The sequence below is a fragment of the Dactylosporangium darangshiense genome, from assembly GCF_039537565.1.
Lineage (GTDB): Bacteria > Actinomycetota > Actinomycetes > Mycobacteriales > Micromonosporaceae > Dactylosporangium > Dactylosporangium darangshiense.
In genome coordinates, this window is the sequence record NZ_BAABAT010000075.1 from 18,763 (window position 1) to 36,009 (window position 17,247).

Below are 17,247 nucleotides of genomic sequence, written 5' to 3' on the forward strand. Positions count from 1 at the left end.
GGTCGACGAAGGGGGAGCCGTGACTGACCTCCACACCGTGGAGATCGCCGCCGTACTACGCCAGCTCACCGCCAGGCTGATCGCCAGCGACGACCTCGACGAGGCGCTGGACGACCTCGTCGAGACCGCCGCAGACCTGGTGGAGGGCGCGTCGTGGTGCGCGGTCACGCTGGTCCGCTCCGGCGGGCCGTCCACCGCGGCGGCCTCGCCCGGCCTGCCGGAGTCGCTGCTGGACGGGCACGGCGGCGCCTGCACCGGCCCCTCGATGGAGGCGATCCGCACCCGCGACCTCATCCTCGCCGACGACCTGGCCGCCGAGACCCGGTGGCCGCAGTGGCGCCCTCGCGCGCTGGAGGCCGGCGTCAAGGCGGTGCTCAGCGTCCCGGTCGACATCGACGAGCAGGCGATCGGCGCGCTCACCGTGTACTGCACCGAGCCCGGCCTCTTCACCACCGACGTCGGGCTGACCGCGATGCTGGTCGCCGAGCACGCCGGCCTGCTGCTGTCCGCCGTGCTGGACCGCGGCCGCCGCGCGGGCGCGCACGCCGAGCTGACCGAGGCGCTGGCCGACGGCGAGACGGTCAACCGCGCCGTCGGCATCATGATGGTCCAGCGGGCCTGCTCGGCGGAGGCGGCGCTGGACGTGCTGCGCAGCACCGCCGCGCGGCTCGGCCTGCCGCTGACGACGGTCGCCGCCCGCCTGGTGCAAACGGTCGAGCGCCGCGTCAGCCCTTGATGGTGGAGCGCCGCGTCAGTCCCTGGCGGTGAAGCGCCGGTTCGGCCCCTGACGGTGGTGCGCCACGTCAGGGGCCGGACGGTCGCTTCAGTCGCGTCAGCCCTTGACGGTCAGCAGGGGTCGCAGCTCCACCACCGGCTCGGCGACGGCCGCGATGCGCAGGCTCTCGACGACCGGGCGGACCTCCTTGTAGGCCCACGGCGCCTCCTGCTTGAGGTCGCGCCGCCACGCGGCGATGATGTCCCGCCGCGCCGCCACCGCCGGGTCGCGGTGGTTCAGCGGGGTGACCACCCGGAACTCGCGCAGGAACTCGTCGAGCTCGGCGTCGCTGCCGCGGGACGCCGCGCCGCGGGGCACGCTGCGCCCGGCGCCGTGGCAGGCGCTGGTGAGCGCACGCTCGTTGCCCAGGCCGCGCAGCAGGTAGCTGGGCGCGCCCATCGAGCCGGGCACGATGACCGGCTCGCCCCAGCCGTCGGCGGACAGGCCGGCCGGCGTGGCGCCCTTGCGGTGCAGTACGACATCGTCGGGGCCGTCGCCCTTGACCCAGGGTGAGCCGGAGCCGCCGGGCCACAGCAGGTTGTGCGGCGCGTCGTACACGAGCCGGACGTCCAGCTCGCCGACGGCCGCCGTCAGGCCGGTGCGCATCATGAGCGACAGGAAGTACCGGTTGCCGATCGCGAAGTTGGCGGCGTTGGCGAAGCTCGTGAGGTACCGATGCCGCAGTTTTTCGGTCTTCTCCGAAAGCGGGATGGGCAGGATCCCGTTGTCCGGCAACGGCAGGCCCGCGGGCCAGGCCTTGCGTGCAAGGTCCCGCCCGGTCGCGCCGGCCTGGTGGCCCAGCGACAGCGAGCCGCTGTGCACCATCGTGACGATCCGGCCGGGCGCGAGGCCCCAGGCGTATGCGGTCGGGCCGTCGTGGACGGCGGCGACGTACTGCAGCTCGGCGAAGTGGTTCCCGCCGCCGACGCCGCCGATGATGCTGTCGTAGCTGGTCCCGCCGCCGCTGGTGACCCAGTCGCGGAACTCCTCGGCGGAGCCGGCCGGGAACGCGCCCGCGTGGAGGCGGTCGGCGTCGCGCACGGCGTGGCCGAGCGGGCCCTCGGCGAGCAGGCCCGGCAGCCCGGCGCGCAGGAGGCCCTCGCGGTGCGCCGGTGTGAGGCCGATGTGCCGGCCGCCCTCGAAGAACACGTGCCGCAGCCGCCGCTCGAGCTCGTCGAGGCGCGGGCGGACCTGCTCGACCGTCAGGGACGTGGCCTCGACCCGCATGCCGCAGTTGATGTCGTTGCCGACCGCCTGCGGTACCAGCGCGCCGGAGGTCTGCAGGACGGTGCCGATCGGGATGCCGGCGCCCTTGTGGAAGTCGGGCGTGCACACCACCCGCTCGATGCGCGGGCGCACCCCGTCCCCGGCGAGCGAGTCCAGGGTGCGCTGGGTGTCCAGGACGGTCAGCAGCTCGTCCAGTGCGGCGGGCTCGATCGGCACGTCCGGCCCGGCGCAGATCTCGACCGGGATGTCGTAGGGGTTGGGCAGCGTGGTCCAGGCCTCGCCGAGGCGCTCGAGCCGGGGGTCGGTCCGCTTCGTCATCGTCCCCCGAGGGTAGGCCCGGAGTGAGATGACGAGCGATCCATTTAGACGGTGCGAGGTCAGCGCCTGCCAGACTGGGCGCATGGAGTCCTCGCTCGCCGTGTTCGACATCGACGGGGTGGTCGCCGACGTGCGGCACCGGCTGCGCTACCTGGAGCGCCGGCCCAAGGACTGGGGCCGGTTCTTCGCCGCCGCCGACCGGGATCCGGTACTGCAGCAGGGCGTCGCGCTCGCCCAGCAGTACGCGGCCGAGCACGTGCTGGTGTGGCTGACCGGCCGGCCGGAGCACCTGCGCGAGCTCACCGCCGCGTGGCTGGGCGCCGCCGGCCTGCCCGCGGAGCTGTTGTTCATGCGCCCGGCGAACGACCGCCGCCCGGCGCGCGACTTCAAGTCGCGGCAGCTGGCGCGGCTGGCGAAGGAGTCCCCGATCGAGGTCGTGGTCGACGACGACCCCGAGGTGGTGCAGCGGCTGCGCGGCCTCGGCTACCAGGTGCGTCTCGCCGACTGGGTGCCGCACTCGTCGACCCTCGGCAAGGCGCAGGAGCGCGAGGGCCGCACCTGACCCGTTCGCTTGACGTGGTGCCCGGAAAATCACACTTTTCGGGCATCACACCGGCAAGGTCCAGGGCCGCGGCCAGGACGGACGGTTGCGTGGGCGACATCGTGCAAAAAATTGCGTAGTCATGCACTACGCTTGCGGGCATGACTCGACGACTCGCTGAGGTGGCGAAGTACGCCGGCGTGAGCGAGGCGACCGTGAGTCGGGTGCTCAACGGCAAGCCCGGCATCTCTGACGCAACCCGCACGGCGGTCCTCACCGCCCTCGACGTGCTGGGCTATGAGCGGCCAACCAAGCTTCGCGGCGAGCGGGCCCGCCTGGTCGGCCTCGTGCTGCCGGAACTGCAAAACCCGATCTTCCCGGCCTTCGCCGAAGTGGTCGCCGGTGCGCTGTCCAAGCGCGGCTTCACCCCGGTGCTGTGCACCCGGACCGCGGACGGCGTCTCCGAGGCCGACTACGTCGAGATGCTGCTGGACCAGCACGTGTCCGGCATCATCTTCTGCGGCGGGCTCTACCACCAGGCGGCGGCGGAGCACGAGCACTACCACCGCCTGCACGACCGCGGCCTGCCCGCGGTGCTGGTCAACGCCGCCATCGACGACCTGGGCTTCCCCCGCGTGTCGGTGGACGACGGCCACGCCGTGGACCAGGCGTTCAACCATCTGAGCTCGCTGGGGCACAAGCGCATCGGGCTGATCCTGGGCCCGGCCGACCACGCGCCCTCCAACCGCAAGCTGGCCGCGTTCCAGGCCGCCGCGGCGGAGTCGAGCACGGTCGACGAGAACGACGTCGAGCGCGTCATCTTCTCGATGGAGGGCGGGCGCGCGGGCGCCACGCGGCTCATCAAGCACGGCGTCACCGGCATCATCTGCGCCTCCGACGTCCAGGCGCTCGGCGCGATCCGGGCCGCACGCCGGCTCGGCCGCGAGGTGCCCGACGACGTGTCGGTGGTCGGCTTCGACGACTCCCTGTTCATGAACTGCACCGACCCGCCGCTGACCACGGTGCGCCAGCCCATCCAGGCGATGGGCCAGGCCGCGGTGACGCTGCTGGTGAGCCAGGTCGCCGGCACGCTCGTGCCGACCGAGGAGATGCTCTTCGAGCCCGAGCTCGTCGTGCGCGGCTCGACCGGCGCGCTGCAGGAGGCCCGCGCGACGACCGCGGCGTAAACCCGCTCAATATCAGACAAACCCCAAGAGCGCCACGACTTCTGCGCGAAGTCGTGGCGCTCTTTGCATCTTCGCGCAACGGGCTTGCCGCCGCCGCTTGCATCGTGTTGGCCGCTCGTCATGGTCCTTCGTCGGCCCAGCGCGACCGGGCGGCCGCCGTCGGTGATCGGCAAGGGCCGCCCCGCGGCCCTGTGCTGCGCGTTTTCGGCCGATTCCGTGCAAGTTGCGAGCCCGTGGGAGCGCGCCCGTGCAAACGGGTGTCCGGACATGATTAAAATTTTGCAACGGACCATGGACTTCTTGTGCGACGTGAGCCTAATCTCTGCCTACGTCGGGCCGAAACCCTGACGCGATGCGATGGAAACCGAGCAGTAACCGCGTGCGATGCGGTTCACCGGTTGGACGCCCGACCGCCCCGCACGGCCTCCTACGAAGGAAGGGATCCATTGCGAGCGACCGCCGACTCGTACGACGGGCCGCGCGCCCTCGTCGGTGCGCCCGTCATGTGGGTCCTGTCCCCCCATCCGATCCGCACCATCCAGGGCCGGATGACTACACACCCCAACAAGGAGCGACGATGAAGTACTCACGTACCACGAGGGCATTGGCCTTCGTGGGTGCGCTCGCCCTCAGCGGCACGCTCGTGGCGTGCGGCTCCAGTGACGACAAGGCCGGCGGCTCGGAATCGACGACGCTCGACCCGAACACCAAGGTCACGCTCAACGTCGTTGGTCTGCTCCCGGGCGCCAAGCCCGAGGCGCAGCAGGCGCTCGCGCAGGAAGTGACGGACTTCCAGAAGGAAAACCCGAACATCACGGTCAAGACCCACGACTACGAGTGGAAGGCCACCACGTTCGCGGCCGACCTCGCTGGCGGCACGCTGCCGACGGTGTTCGAGATCCCCTTCACCGACGCGAAGACGCTGATCGCGAACCAGCAGATCGTTGACATGCAGGCGTACCTCAACTCGCTCTCGTACGCCGCGAACTTCAACAAGAACCTGCTGCAGTACGGCCAGGGCCAGGACGGTCACGTCTACGCCATCCCCGCGAAGAGCATCTACGCGGTCGGCCTGCACTACAACCGCGACCTGTTCACCCAGGCCGGCCTCGACCCGAACAAGCCGCCGACCACCTGGGACGAGGTCCGCACGGACGCCAAGGCCATCGCGGACAAGACCGGCCAGGCCGGCTTCGCTCAGATGGCCAAGGACGCCACCGGCGGCTGGCAGCTGACGGTCGACACCTACGCCCGCGGCGGTCGCATGGAGGACGGCAAGAAGGCGACGCTCAACAACGACGGCACCAAGGCCGCGCTGCAGTTCCTGAAGGACCTGCGCTGGACCGACAACTCCATGGGCGCGAACTTCACCTACGACTGGTCGGGCATCAACCAGGCGTTCGCCGCCGGCAAGATCGGCATGTACACCTCGGGCCAGGACGTCTACACGAGCCTGGTGCAGACGAACAACATCAACCCGAAGTCGTACGGCCTCACGATGATCCCGCTCACGGGCAGCGACTCGGGCGTGCTCGGTGGCGGCACCATGGCCGCCGTGTCCAGCAAGGCCACCAACAACGAGAAGGCCGCCGCGATCAAGTGGATCGACGCCCACTACCTGCGTAAGTACACCAACGCGGACGCCGCGGCGAAGCAGGCGCAGGTCCAGGTGGCGAGCAAGCAGCCCGTCGGCACCCCCGAGCTGCCGATCTTCTCGCAGCAGCAGTACCAGCAGTACCAGGAGTGGATCAAGTCCTACGTGAACGTGCCGCTGGACCAGATGACCACGTTCACCACCAAGGTCTTCGACGCCAAGCTCGTCAACGAGCCGGCCATCGCCACCCAGGACGTCTACAAGTCGCTCGACACGGTCGTCCAGGCGGTCCTGACCGACAAGAACGCCAACATCGACCAGCTCCTCACCGACGCCAACGCGAAGGCGCAGCGCGCCATCGACGCGGCCGGCTGATCGCTCACCGCATCATCGACAACCCGCAAGGTGTGGGCCGCCGGGCAACCGGCGGCCCGCACCGGGGCTCAGTCCCCGAATCCAGGACGAGGAGTGATGTGCCGTGAGTGCTTTGGGCGCCCCGCGGCGGGCCGGTGACGCCGTCGCCGGCGGCAACCACAGGCCGGGGACGGGCGACGCCCCGGTCGGCCGGGTCCGCCGGCGCAGCCCGGTGACCTGGGCCCAGCGCGGCGGGCTGAGCTCGGTCGTGTTCGCGCTGCCGCTCCTGGTCATCTTCGGGGTCTTCTCGTGGTGGCCGATCGTGCGGTCGGCCGTCATGAGCTTCCAGAAGACCAACCTCGTCGGGACGCCGAAGTGGGTCGGCTGGCACAACTTCCAGTACGTGCTCACCGATCCCGACCTGCCGACGGCCATCCGCAACACCCTGTACTTCGCGCTGCTCGCCCTCGTGATCGGCTTCCCGGTCCCGCTGGTGACGGCGGTGCTCATCAGCTCGGTCCGCAAGCGCAAGGGCCTGTACTCCGTGCTGGCCTACCTCCCGGTGGTCGTGCCGCCCGTCGTCGCGGTCCTGCTGTGGAAGTTCTTCTACGACGGCTCCGCCGACGGCGTGTTCAACACGATCCTGAGCTACGTCGGCCTCGGCCCGTACACGTGGCTGTCGAGCTCGTCCCTGGTGATGCCGTCCCTCGTCGTCGAGGCGACCTGGGCCGCGGCCGGCGGTACGGTGATCATCTACCTGGCCGCGCTCATCAGCGTTCCGGACGAGCTGTACGACGCCGCCGAGGTCGACGGCGCCGGCATCTGGCGCAAGGTGTGGCACGTGACGATGCCGCAGCTGCGCGGCGTCCTGCTCATCACGTTCATCCTGCAGATCATCGGTACCGTCCAGGTGTTCCTGGAGCCCTACCTGTTCACCGGCGGCGGCCCGGCGAACGCCACGCTGACGATCCTGCTCATGATCTACAACTACGGGTTCGGCAGCTCCCTGGGCGGCAACTACGGCGCGGCCACGGCCCTGTCCGTCATGCTCGCCGCGTTCCTGGCGATCCTGTCGCTGGTGTACTTCAAGCTCACGTCCGGCTGGAGCAAGTCGTGAGCGGTCCGGAGCGAAGCGGAGGAGCCGCGAACCATGGATACAGCATTGACTCGCGCCGGCGCCGGAGCGAAGCGGAGGTAACGGCGTGAGCGGCCAACATCTCCCTGAGGGGAAGAGGACCACCATGACTTTCCCGCCGAACTCCGACGGATCCGGCCGCGCGACCGCAGTTGCCGCGGATGTGCGGGGGCAGGCGCCCGAGGCCGCGACCCCGGTCGGTGCGGCCGGGGCTGCGCGACCGGTCCGCAGGCGCAAGGCGTCGCAGTTCGAGGGCGGCCGCGGCTACGTCTCGGCGCAGGACTGGCGCAACACCCGCGTCAGCGCGACCATGAAGACCCTGCACGCGATCCTGCTGGGGTTGCTCCTCATCATCGGCATCGGGCCGATGCTGCTGCTCGCCAAGTTCGCGATCACCCCCACGCAGGACATCATCCGCACGCCCCTGGCGATCTTCCCGCACGGCGTGCGCTGGGCGAACATCTCCGAGGCGTGGAACGACGTCCAGATCAGCAAGTACTTCCTCAACACGATCTGGCTCGCCGCCGGCTCGTGGTTCGTGCAGATGGTCGTCGCGACCACGGGCGGCTACGTGCTGTCCGTCCTGCGGCCCGCCTGGGGCAGGATCATCAACGGCCTGGTGATCGCGACCCTGTTCGTGCCCAGCGTCGTGCTCCTCGTGCCGCTGTACCTCACGATCCTCAACCCGCCGGGCCTCGGCACGTCGCTCATCAACAGCTTCTGGGCCGTTTGGCTGCCGTCCGGCGCGAGCGCGTTCAACGTCGTGCTCATGACGCGGTTCTTCGACAGCCTCCCGCGCGAGGTGTTCGAGGCGGCCAAGGTCGACGGCGCCAGCTCGTTCCGGCTCTTCTGGTCGGTCGTCCTGCCGATGTCCAAGCCGATCCTCGGCGTCGTGTCGGTGTTTGCGACCATTGCGAGCTGGAAGGACTTCCTGTGGCCGATGCTCGTGCTCAAGGACCCGGCCCAGCAGCCGCTGTCGGTGCGCCTTCCCGCGATCGCGTCGCAGACCGACCTGGGTGTGTTCCTCGCGTCGCTCGCTATCTCGACGCTCATCCCGGTTGTGTTCTTCCTCGCGTTCCAGCGCCTGTTCCTCTCGGGCGCGGGACTGGGCGGTGCCGTCAAGGGCTAAGCTCACGGCCCTTGTCAGCTCCCGACACTCCTACTCAAACCTGTCGTGTGTAGGCATTTCAAAGTGCGAGAAAGCAGGTTCCACGTGGCCGACCAGAACCACCAAGCATGGTGGCGTAGCGCCGCTATCTACCAGGTGTACTTGCGGAGCTTCGCCGACGGCAACGGCGACGGCGTCGGCGACCTGGCGGGCCTGCGTTCGCGCCTGCCATACCTGGCCGGCCTCGGCATCGACGCCATCTGGATCGTGCCGTGGTACCCCTCGCCGCTCGCCGACGGCGGCTACGACGTCGCCGACTTCCGCGCCATCGACCCCATCTTCGGGACCCTGGCCGAGGCCGAGAAGCTCATCGAGGAGGCGCACGCCGCCGGCATCCGGGTGATCTGCGACATCGTGCCGAACCACTGCTCCGACCAGCACGCGTGGTTCCAGCGGGCGCTCGCCTCGGCGCCGGGCTCGCCGGAGCGCGACCTGTTCTGGTTCCGCAAGGGCCGGGGCGCGGACGGCGAGCTGCCGCCGACCGACCTGCAGTCCATCTTCGGCGGCCCGGCCTGGACCCGGGTCGCCGACGGGGAGTGGTACCTGCACCTGTTCGCGCCCGAGCAGCCCGACTTCAACTGGGAGCACCCGGCCGTCCGCGAGGAGTTCGAGGACATCCTGCGCTTCTGGCTGGACCGGGGCATCGACGGCATCCGCATCGACTCCGCCGCCGTGCTCATCAAGGACCCGCTCGTCAGCGACGTGTACGAGGACAACGACGGCATCCACGAGGTGTACCAGTCGTGGCGGCGCATCGCGGACACCTACAGCCCGCCGCGCGCCCTCATCGGCGAGGTCTGGCTGCCCGACCACGAGGCGTTCGCGCGGTACCTGCGCGCCGACGAGCTGCACACGGCGTTCAACTTCGCCTTCCTGGGCGCGCCGTGGGAGGCCGGGAAGCTGCGCTACGAGATCGACATGACCCTCGAGGTGCACGCGCCGGTCGCGGCGCCGGCCACGTGGGTGCTTTCCAACCACGACGTGACGCGCGAGGTGACCCGCTTCGGCCGTGAGGTCACCAACTTCGCCTTCGCCGAGAAGCGCTTCAACGTGCCGTCCGACCTCGAGCTCGGCACCCGCCGGGCCCGTGCCGCGGCGCTGCTGACGATGTCGCTGCCGGGCGCCTACTACCTGTACCAGGGCGAGGAGCTCGGCCTGGAGGAGGTCGAGGACCTCGACGACGCGCTGCGCGAGGACCCCATGTTCCACCGCTCCGGGGGTGTTGACCCCGGCCGGGACGGCTGCCGTGTGCCGCTGCCCTGGTCGGGGTCGCAACCCCCCTTCGGGTTCAGCCCGGCCGACGCCTCGGGCGAGCCGTGGCTGCCCCAGCCGGCGCACTGGGCCGGGCTCTCGGTCGCCGCGCAGCAGGGCGAGCCGGGCTCGTTCCTGCAGCTGTACTGCGACGCGCTGCGCATCCGCCGGGAGGACCCGGCCCTGGGCGACGGGCCGATGCGCTGGCTCGAGTCGGACCCGCAGGTGCTCGCCTTCGCACGCGACGAGTCGTTCGCCAACGTCACCAACCTGGGCACGGAGCCAACCGTCCTGCCGCCGCACCGCGAGGTGCTGCTCAGCAGCGTCCCGCTCAACGAGGACGGCACGCTCCCGCCGGACGCCTCGGCCTGGATCCGGCTCGCGTAAGGCACATTCACGGGGACCTCAGACGCCGGGCGGTCGCACAAGTTGGCGGGTGCGACCGTCCGGCCCTTTTTACTCTTAACTGTTAAGGCGGCGCGGTCCCGCGAGCGTTAACTGTTAAGGCGATCCACAATCTTGAGGGCGAGCGCGGCGGCCAATAGTTTCATTCCCAAGGAAAAAGACTTCCTTGTGGAGGCGGCACATGCGTTCCACCCTAACCGTCGCGGCGACATCCCAGCCGTTCCGATGGTGACGCCGGGTATTTCCGGGAACAGAGGCGGGGCGCTGGCCACACCGGCGCCCCGTTGTTCTTCCCTACCGTCCAAGGTGCTGCGATCGACCCTGTCGAAGGTGTTGTGAGCAGGGCTTTCTACTCCCAGTCCCACCGTAGTCCGTAGCGGCCGGGGCCGTAGTCGAGGGCGATCGCGTGGACAGAGTGGCCCACGTCGACCTCCATCGACGTGACCTGTTCGTCCTGGCCGTCCATCTGCTGGTACTGAAAGACGGCCCGCGGTAAGGCGGCGGGGTCGAAACAGACCTCGACGACGTATTCGCGGACCGGCAGCCGGAACTTGCGCTCGTACTGTGTCGCCAGCGGAAACGGCGGATAATTGTGCAGCGCATGTTCGGTGATCACCGTCTCACCCTTGGCGAGCGGCCGGTCGAACAACAATTCGGCCAGCAACAGGCCGCTCTCCGGGTGCTCCACGACGCGCCCCAGCCGGCAGTTGCGCACGGGGGTCAGCAGCGGCAGCGGGTTGCCCGGCACGTCCAGGCGGATGATGGCGACCCAGCGGTCCGGGCCGTCGGCCTCGGCCCGCAGCACCTGGCGGACCAGGAACGAAACCTCGCCCCGGTCGGGCCCGACGTTGACCCGGTCGTGCTGGCTGAGCCGGGTCAGCCGCTCGTCCCAGCGGGTGTCGATGCCCTGTGCCAGGTCGACGATGAGGTCGCGCTCGGACCAGAAGGCGCCCAGCTCCGGGTTTTCCGCGCTCTTGTGCAGGTGGCGCCCGCGGGGCCGCGGCGGGCCCACCAGGGCGGCGAGAGAGCCCGGCTCGACCTCCAGGATCTTCTCGAGCTCGGCCAGCGCCGCGAGCGACTCGCGCCGCTCCGGCCGGCTGCGACCGGTCTGCCAGTAACTCAGGGTGGCCAGGCTGACCGAGTAGCCCTCCGCCCGTAACCGCTCCTGGATGCGCTCCAACCCCAGACCACGTGCCTGGATTGCGTCTCGTAGCGCGCCAGCGAAGTCGACCATCAGCCCCCCGGGAGTCATCCTCGCGGTCCGGGCCTTGCGCACGCAAGCGCGCGTTTGGGCGGAGGCCGATTCGGTTACCCGATTCGCATGGGCGAACGGTGGTACACCGAGAGTGTCATCTATTGCCTGGACGTCGAGACGTTCCAGGACTCCAACGGCGACGGCATCGGCGACTTTCAAGGTGTCGTCGGCCGGCTGGACTACCTGACCAGGCTCGGAGTCAACTGCCTGTGGCTCAGCCCGATCCATCCGACGCCCGGGCGGGACGACGGCTACGACGCCACCGACTTCTACAACGTCGATCCGCGGCTGGGCACGCTGGGCGATTTCGCCGAGCTGTTGCACGAGGCTGCGAACCGGGGCATCAAGGTGATCATGGACCTTGTGGTGAACCACACCTCGGATCAGCATCCGTGGTTCCAGTCGGCGGTTGCGTCGCCGGACTCGCCGTACCGCGACTGGTTCGTCTGGAGCGAGCGTGAGCCGGCCGACCGCCACCAGGGCATGGTGTTCCCCGGCGAGCAGTCGGAGACGTGGACGTACCACCGCAAGGCCAGAGCCTGGTACTACCACCGTTTCTACGACTTCCAGCCCGACCTGAACTTCACCAACCCGCAGGTGCGCGCCGAGATCAAGAAGGTCCTCGCCTTCTGGATCCAGCTCGGCGTGGCCGGGTTCCGCATGGACGCGGTGCCGTTCATCATCGAGCTCACCGAGCCGGGCCGTCCCGAGTGCCCGATGGACTTCGACTACCTCACGGAGCTTCGCCAGCACGTGCAGTGGCGCCGCGGCGACGCGATGCTGCTCGCCGAGGCCAACGTCGAGCCGGAGAAGCTGCCGCAGTACTTCGGCGACGGCGGCGGCTCGGGCAACCGCATCCACATGCTCTTCGACTTCATGCTCAACGCGCGGCTGGTGCTGGCCCTGGCGCGGCAGAACCCGGAGCCGGTCATCGAGTGGCTCGGCGCCACGCCGCGGCTGCCGGCGGGCGGGCAGTGGGCGACGTTCCTGCGCAACCACGACGAGATCGACCTGTCCCGCCTGACCGCCGAGCAGCGCGAGGACGTGTTCGCGCGGTTCGGCCCCGACGACTCGATGCGCCTCTACGACCGGGGCATCCGCCGGCGGCTCGCCCCGATGCTCGGCGGGGACCGTAACCGCATCGAGCTGGCGTACTCGCTGCAGTTCACGCTGCGAGGCACCCCGGTGCTGCGCTACGGCGAGGAGATCGGCATGGGCGAGGACCTCTCGCTGCCGGGCCGCTACGCGATCCGCACGCCGATGCAGTGGTCGTTCGACACCAACGGCGGGTTCAGCGCCGCCGAGCCGATCCGGCCGGTCATCGCCAAGGGGGAGTACGCGTACCACAAGGTGAACGTCACGGCCCAGCGCCACGACGACCGGTCCCTGCTGGCCTGGTTCGAGCGGATGATCCGCACCCTGCGGGAGAGCCCCGAGGTTTCCAACGGCACCTGCACGGTCGTGGACCGGCCGCTGCCGCCGGGCGTCCTGGCCCACGTCGCCGAGGGGCCGACCGGGGCGATGCTGTTCCTGCACAACCTCGGGACCGAGGACGTCGTGGCGGACCTGGGCGAGCTGCGCCGCGACGCCAACCATCCCAACGAGGTGTTCGGCGACCGGCGGTACGCGGAGGTCGGGGACCTCTCGGAGCTGGCGCTGGGCCCGTACGGGTACCGCTGGATCAGGCTTCGGCGGGAGAACGCATAGCGGGAATGCGCGCCGGCGCCACCGGCCGGCCGAAGTGCCAGCCCTGCCCGAGGTCGCAGCCCAGCGCGGCCAGCCGGGCGGCCTGGTCGGCGGTCTCGATGCCCTCGGCCGTGACGGTCATCTGCAGCGTGTGCGCCAGCCGGATGACCGTCTCGACGATCTGCTCGTCGACGTGGTCGCTCTCCAGCTTGCGGATGCCGGCCATGAACGCGCCGGCCAGCTTCAGGCCGTGCACCGGCAGGTGGCGCAGGTAGGCCAGGTTGGAGTAGCCGATGCCGAAGTCGTCGATGACGATCCGCACCCCGAGGTCGGCGATCGTGCGAAGGGTCTGCACCGGCCGCCCGGTCGACTGCATCAGCACCGTCTCGGTCAGCTCCAGCTGCAGGTTGCCCGGCTCCAGCCCCGAGTCGGCCAGCGCCGCGCGCACGTCGTCGAGCAGTCGCGGGTCGGTGCACTGCCGGGGCGAGACGTTCACGCTGATCAGCAGCCGCTCGCCGGGGTGGCTGCGCTGCCAGGCGGCCGCGGCCAGGCACGACTCGCGCAGCACCCAGCGCCCCAGCGGCAGGATCATGCCGGACTGCTCGGCGACCGGGATGAACGTGTTGGGCGAGACGGTGCCGAGCTCCGGATGCCGCCAGCGCAGCAGCGCCTCCGCGCCGCGCAGCCGGTTGTCGGCCAGGCCGACCAGGGGTTGGTACACCAGCTCGAACTCGCCGCGCTCCAGCGCGCCGGCCAGCCGCCCCGTGAGCCCGTACTGCAGCAGCTGCTGAGCATTGCGCTGCTCGTCGAAGACGGCGTAGCGCGCCCGCCCGTCGGCCTTGGCGAGGTAGAGCGTCGCGTCGGCGGCCCGCAGCAGCTCCTCCGGCTCCGCGCCGCGCGCGGCCTGCTCGACGATGCCGATGCTGGCCGACACCGCGAGCTCGTGCCCGTCGAGGCGCACCGGCTTGTTGAGCGCGGACAGCATGGCCTCGGCGAGCTCGGTCAGCTCCTCGGGCCCCTTGGTGTCGCGCACCACGACCACGAACTCGTCGCCGCCGACCCGCGCCACGAAGTGCCCGGCGTCGAGGACGCACGAGCGCAGCCGGTCGGCGAGGGCGACGAGCAGCTGGTCGCCGTACCCGTGCCCGAGCGTGTCGTTGATGGTCTTGAACTCGTCGAGGTCGAGGAAGCACACCCCGACGCGCGTACCGTCCTCGGCGTCGCGCAGCGCCTCGGCCAGGTGCCCGTAGAGCAGCACCCGGTTGGGCAGCCCGGTCAACGGGTCGTGGTGCGCCTGGTGGTGAAGCTCCCGCTGCAGGCTGTGCTCGGCGTCGGTGAGCGCCCGCGTCCACGCGCGCCGGATGCGCTCCTGGTCGTCGAGCACCTTCTGCCGGCTCGCCCGCGCGAACCCGGCCGCGAACGCCCCGACCAGCTCGCCGTTGGTGTTCGGCAGCGCGAACAGCACGGCGATCGAGCGCTGCAGCGCCTCCGGGCTGTTGAGCCCCGCCGCGACGAGCGCCGCGCCGGCCTCGTCGCCGGCCCGCGGGTCCCCGCCGCGCAACGCGGCGGCCTGCCGCTCGAAGAAGTGCTGGAGCGCGTCGGCGCCGAGATCGAGGTAGCTGGTCTGGCGCACGGCGGCGACCCACTGGCGGGCAACTGCGGACAGCGCAGGATCGATGACGGCATCGTCCTGGCCGCCCGAGCCCGCCACCCGCATCACCCCCGGCGAAGATTACTGCAAGCGGCGCTCTCGTTGAATCGACGCTCAGTGCTGTTCTGGGCCCGGATCCGTGAGCCCGTCGACGAACCGCCCCAGGAGCTGCGCAAACGTGGCCCGCTCGGCCGCGCTCCAGTCCGCGGTCGCCCGCGCGAAGCGCCCCCGCCGCGATGCGTGGACGCGCTCGGAGAGTTCACGCCCGGCCACGGTCCGTACGAGCAGGGCCCGCCGCCCGTCTCTCTGGTCCGCTTCGCGCCGTATGAGCCCGGCGTCGACGGCCGCGGCCACGAGCTTGCTGGCGCGGGGCTGCGCAACATCGAGCGCCGCCGCGACATCGCTCACGGTGACGTCGCGTTGCCGCAGTTCACCGTCTTCGACGGCGTCCACGACATCGAACAGCGCCGGATCGACCTCGCTGTACCCGCGCGCGAGCGCCCGCCGCGTCTGCCGCCGCCGGATGGCCACCATCGCACTCTCGATGGCCGCGAGCACTTCGTCGCCTCGCTCGCCTTGCCGTTCTCGGTTCTGGGGATGCATACTCTTTGTTATCTACATTCTCTTAGGCATGTATGCGAGGAGTGTGCCATGCGCCCTGAGGATCGCCCCATCGGGTACTGGCTGCGCGAGCTGGACCGCCGCCTGGAGTCCTGCTTCGCCGCGTCCCTGGCGTCACACGACGTCTCGCGGCGCGAGTGGCAGGTGCTGAACGGCCTCGGCCCCGCAGACCCCTTCTGGGGGCCGGGGGAGCGGCCTTATTCGGAGGTCGTCGCCGGCCTGGCCGCCCGCGGCTGGACGACGCCCACGGGCGAGCTCACTGCGGCGGGCGAGTCGGCGCGGTCGTCGATCGCGGCGGACGTGCACCAGATCCGCGCGCGGGCCATGGCAGGCTTGGCGGACGAGTCCTACCTGACCACGGTGCGCACTCTGGCGGCGATGAGCGCGAATCTCGGGTGACTCCGGGTGCTGTGGGCTTCGGATAAATCCAGATGCTGGCACATCCGGATTTATCCGACTTTTCGCCCGACGGGGTATGTGCTCCGTTCTTTGCTGTGTGGTGATGCCGACAAGTCGGGCGCTCCGCACCGCGACTTGTCGGATTTATACCTCGTCAGGCGATAAATCAGGACGAAGTGCGCCAGCCTCCGTCGTCGCGGCAGGCGCACCCGTGGGGGTGCGATGGCGCTCCTTCGGGGCGCTCGCGGCACTTTCTCTCCACGATCATGGAAAACCGACCGGGTTGAGCCCCCTTTTTCCATGATCGTGGAGAGAAAATGTACCTCCCGGTACCTTATGTCCCCACGATCAAGGGCAATGTCCGATTTCAGCGGGCCGTTTTCGCGTGATCGTGGAGAGAAAATGCCGCGACGGTGGCGATCGACCTCAACGTGTGCGGCGTCAACCGCCCGTCGCCCAGGCCGAGCTCGATGAGGGCGTCGAAGACCCGCTGATCGCGGTCGGCGGCGCGTACCGCCGCGTCGACGATCCAGCGCTGCGAGCTCAGCGACGCCGCCACCCGGGAGTGGCGCAGGTGCCGGCCCAGGCGAGCGCGCAGGGCCGCGCGGTAGCGGGCCGCGGGCGCGACGGGATCGGTCGCCGCGGCGCCGGCCAGCGCGCCGGACAGCACGGCGTAGAAGATGCCCTCGCCCGTGAACGGGTTGATGAGCGACAGCGCGTCCCCGGCGAGCAGGAGCCGCCCGCGCCCCGGCGGCGGTCGGCGCGTGGACAGCGGCAGGTGATGGGCGCGCAGCCCGGCGGCCCCGGCCGTGTCGACGTCCGGCAGGAGCGCGGACAGGCGCTCCAGCAGGTGGCTGCGGGTCAGCGGTTGCCCGCGCAGCACCTCCCCGTACCCGACGTTCGCCCGGCCGTCGCCGATCGGGAACGCCCACGCGTACGCGGGCCAGCCGGCCGCCGTGGTGACGATGCGCTGCTCGGGCGCGAGCCCCGGCGCGTGCGCGTAGCCGCGGATCGCCAGCGCCAGGTGCCCGGGCGCGTTGGGCTCGTGGCCGAGGGCGCGGCGCACCAGGGAGTACGCGCCGTCGGCACCCACGACCGCGCCCGCGCGGATGTCGCCGTCGACCAGCGCGTGGTCTCCGCGATCCTCAACGCGGTGCACCGCGTGTCGTCGCAGCACCGCGCCCGCGCGCAGGGCCGCCTCGACGAGGCGATGGTCGAAAACCATTCGAGGGATGGTGTACGCCGGGCGAGCGTGCCTCCGCGCCACCGCCCTTCCCCCGGGCCCCACCAGCCGGAGCGCGGGCACCGGAACGTACCCGTCGGCAAGCCCCGTCACGCCCAACTCCCGCGCGACGTCCAGCGCATGCGGCGCAATCCCGTCACCGCACGGCTTGTCGCGGGGGAACGACGCCTTGTCCAGCAGCAGCACCGTCGCCCCGGCCCGCCGAGCCGCCAGCGCGGCCGCGGCCCCGGCCGGCCCGGCACCCACCACCACGACGTCGAACCGATCGCCGCCGCCATCCATGCCCCGAGCCTGCCACCCCGCCCACTCCGATGCACGCGCCGCCCCACCCGCTCCCGCGCCCGCGCGCGTCTCCTGCGCCCCGCGCCCGCGCGCCGCGTCGGGCGCCCCGCGCCCGCGCGCCGGCCGCCGCGCCCGGCGCGCCGCGCCCGCGGGCG

14 protein-coding genes are annotated in these 17,247 nt (G+C 70.7%); 9 read left to right on the top strand and 5 right to left on the bottom strand.

The window, feature by feature from the left end; translation table 11 throughout:
* The first annotated feature begins 19 nt into the window (after positions 1–19).
* A complete protein-coding gene (locus ABD901_RS54725) occupies positions 20–736 on the top strand; it encodes a GAF and ANTAR domain-containing protein (protein ID WP_345143366.1) in 717 nt (238 codons plus the stop codon).
* 96 nt (positions 737–832) lie between these two features.
* Here the strand turns inward: ABD901_RS54725 and ABD901_RS54730 are convergent, their stop codons facing one another.
* Positions 833–2,320: an RtcB family protein gene (locus ABD901_RS54730; protein ID WP_345143369.1), complete on the bottom strand. Its 1,488-nt coding sequence runs from the start codon at positions 2,318–2,320 to the stop codon at positions 833–835.
* 82 nt (positions 2,321–2,402) lie between these two features.
* Between ABD901_RS54730 and ABD901_RS54735 the strand changes: the two genes are divergently transcribed.
* The 6 genes from ABD901_RS54735 to ABD901_RS54760 all read left to right on the top strand — a co-directional run bounded on the left by ABD901_RS54735 (position 2,403) and on the right by ABD901_RS54760 (position 9,937).
* Entirely contained in the window at positions 2,403–2,882 is a 480-nt protein-coding gene (locus tag ABD901_RS54735) for a phosphatase domain-containing protein (protein WP_345143371.1), read from the top strand.
* A gap of 140 nt (positions 2,883–3,022) precedes the next feature.
* The gene (locus tag ABD901_RS54740; RefSeq protein WP_345143374.1) at positions 3,023–4,048 is read left to right on the top strand and encodes a LacI family DNA-binding transcriptional regulator; all 1,026 of its coding nucleotides are present in this window, start codon (positions 3,023–3,025) and stop codon (positions 4,046–4,048) included.
* Positions 4,049–4,625: 577 nt separating this feature from the next.
* Entirely contained in the window at positions 4,626–6,017 is a 1,392-nt protein-coding gene (locus ABD901_RS54745; protein WP_345143376.1) for an ABC transporter substrate-binding protein, read from the top strand.
* Between the two features lie 103 nt (positions 6,018–6,120).
* Entirely contained in the window at positions 6,121–7,113 is a 993-nt protein-coding gene (locus ABD901_RS54750; protein WP_345143379.1) for a carbohydrate ABC transporter permease, read from the top strand.
* 124 nt (positions 7,114–7,237) lie between these two features.
* Entirely contained in the window at positions 7,238–8,260 is a 1,023-nt protein-coding gene (locus ABD901_RS54755) for a carbohydrate ABC transporter permease (RefSeq protein WP_345143382.1), read from the top strand.
* A gap of 84 nt (positions 8,261–8,344) precedes the next feature.
* Positions 8,345–9,937: a glycoside hydrolase family 13 protein gene (locus tag ABD901_RS54760; RefSeq protein WP_345143385.1), complete on the top strand. Its 1,593-nt coding sequence runs from the start codon at positions 8,345–8,347 to the stop codon at positions 9,935–9,937.
* Between the two features lie 367 nt (positions 9,938–10,304).
* On the opposite strand, the gene ABD901_RS54765 is transcribed toward ABD901_RS54760, so the two are convergent.
* The gene (locus ABD901_RS54765; protein ID WP_345143388.1) at positions 10,305–11,135 is read right to left on the bottom strand and encodes a hypothetical protein; all 831 of its coding nucleotides are present in this window, start codon (positions 11,133–11,135) and stop codon (positions 10,305–10,307) included.
* 141 nt (positions 11,136–11,276) lie between these two features.
* Here ABD901_RS54765 and ABD901_RS54770 point away from each other — a divergent pair, with 141 nt between their 5' ends.
* On the top strand, positions 11,277–12,917 hold the full coding sequence (locus ABD901_RS54770) for an alpha-amylase family protein (protein WP_345143391.1): 1,641 nt from the start codon (positions 11,277–11,279) through the stop codon (positions 12,915–12,917).
* On the opposite strand, the gene ABD901_RS54775 is transcribed toward ABD901_RS54770, so the two are convergent.
* Positions 12,892–14,613, bottom strand: a complete 1,722-nt coding sequence (locus ABD901_RS54775; protein WP_380139942.1) for a putative bifunctional diguanylate cyclase/phosphodiesterase — start codon at positions 14,611–14,613, stop codon at positions 12,892–12,894. The two genes, ABD901_RS54770 and ABD901_RS54775, sit on opposite strands and share 26 nt — an antisense overlap.
* A gap of 48 nt (positions 14,614–14,661) precedes the next feature.
* Positions 14,662–15,150, bottom strand: a complete 489-nt coding sequence (locus ABD901_RS54780; RefSeq protein ID WP_345143397.1) for a MarR family winged helix-turn-helix transcriptional regulator — start codon at positions 15,148–15,150, stop codon at positions 14,662–14,664.
* A 48-nt stretch (positions 15,151–15,198) separates the two neighbouring features.
* Between ABD901_RS54780 and ABD901_RS54785 the strand changes: the two genes are divergently transcribed.
* The gene (locus ABD901_RS54785) at positions 15,199–15,567 is read left to right on the top strand and encodes a hypothetical protein (protein ID WP_345143400.1); all 369 of its coding nucleotides are present in this window, start codon (positions 15,199–15,201) and stop codon (positions 15,565–15,567) included.
* Between the two features lie 367 nt (positions 15,568–15,934).
* On the opposite strand, the gene ABD901_RS54790 is transcribed toward ABD901_RS54785, so the two are convergent.
* A complete protein-coding gene (locus ABD901_RS54790; protein ID WP_345143409.1) occupies positions 15,935–17,092 on the bottom strand; it encodes a geranylgeranyl reductase family protein in 1,158 nt (385 codons plus the stop codon).
* Positions 17,093–17,247: the final 155 nt, after the last annotated feature.

What these genes read in the sequence shown, in the direction of transcription:
- ABD901_RS54730 (WP_345143369.1), bottom strand. Translation starts at nt 2,320, where the DNA reads ATGACGAAGCGGACCGACCCCCGGCTCGAGCGCCTCGGCGAGGCCTGG.
- ABD901_RS54735 (WP_345143371.1), top strand. Translation starts at nt 2,403, where the DNA reads ATGGAGTCCTCGCTCGCCGTGTTCGACATCGACGGGGTGGTCGCCGAC.
- ABD901_RS54740 (WP_345143374.1), top strand. Translation starts at nt 3,023, where the DNA reads ATGACTCGACGACTCGCTGAGGTGGCGAAGTACGCCGGCGTGAGCGAG.
- ABD901_RS54745 (WP_345143376.1), top strand. Translation starts at nt 4,626, where the DNA reads ATGAAGTACTCACGTACCACGAGGGCATTGGCCTTCGTGGGTGCGCTC.
- ABD901_RS54755 (WP_345143382.1), top strand. Translation starts at nt 7,238, where the DNA reads ATGACTTTCCCGCCGAACTCCGACGGATCCGGCCGCGCGACCGCAGTT.
- ABD901_RS54770 (WP_345143391.1), top strand. Translation starts at nt 11,277, where the DNA reads ATGGGCGAACGGTGGTACACCGAGAGTGTCATCTATTGCCTGGACGTC.
- ABD901_RS54775 (WP_380139942.1), bottom strand. Translation starts at nt 14,613, where the DNA reads ATGCGGGTGGCGGGCTCGGGCGGCCAGGACGATGCCGTCATCGATCCT.
- ABD901_RS54780 (WP_345143397.1), bottom strand. Translation starts at nt 15,150, where the DNA reads ATGCATCCCCAGAACCGAGAACGGCAAGGCGAGCGAGGCGACGAAGTG.
- ABD901_RS54785 (WP_345143400.1), top strand. Translation starts at nt 15,199, where the DNA reads ATGCGCCCTGAGGATCGCCCCATCGGGTACTGGCTGCGCGAGCTGGAC.
- ABD901_RS54790 (WP_345143409.1), bottom strand. Translation starts at nt 17,092, where the DNA reads ATGGATGGCGGCGGCGATCGGTTCGACGTCGTGGTGGTGGGTGCCGGG.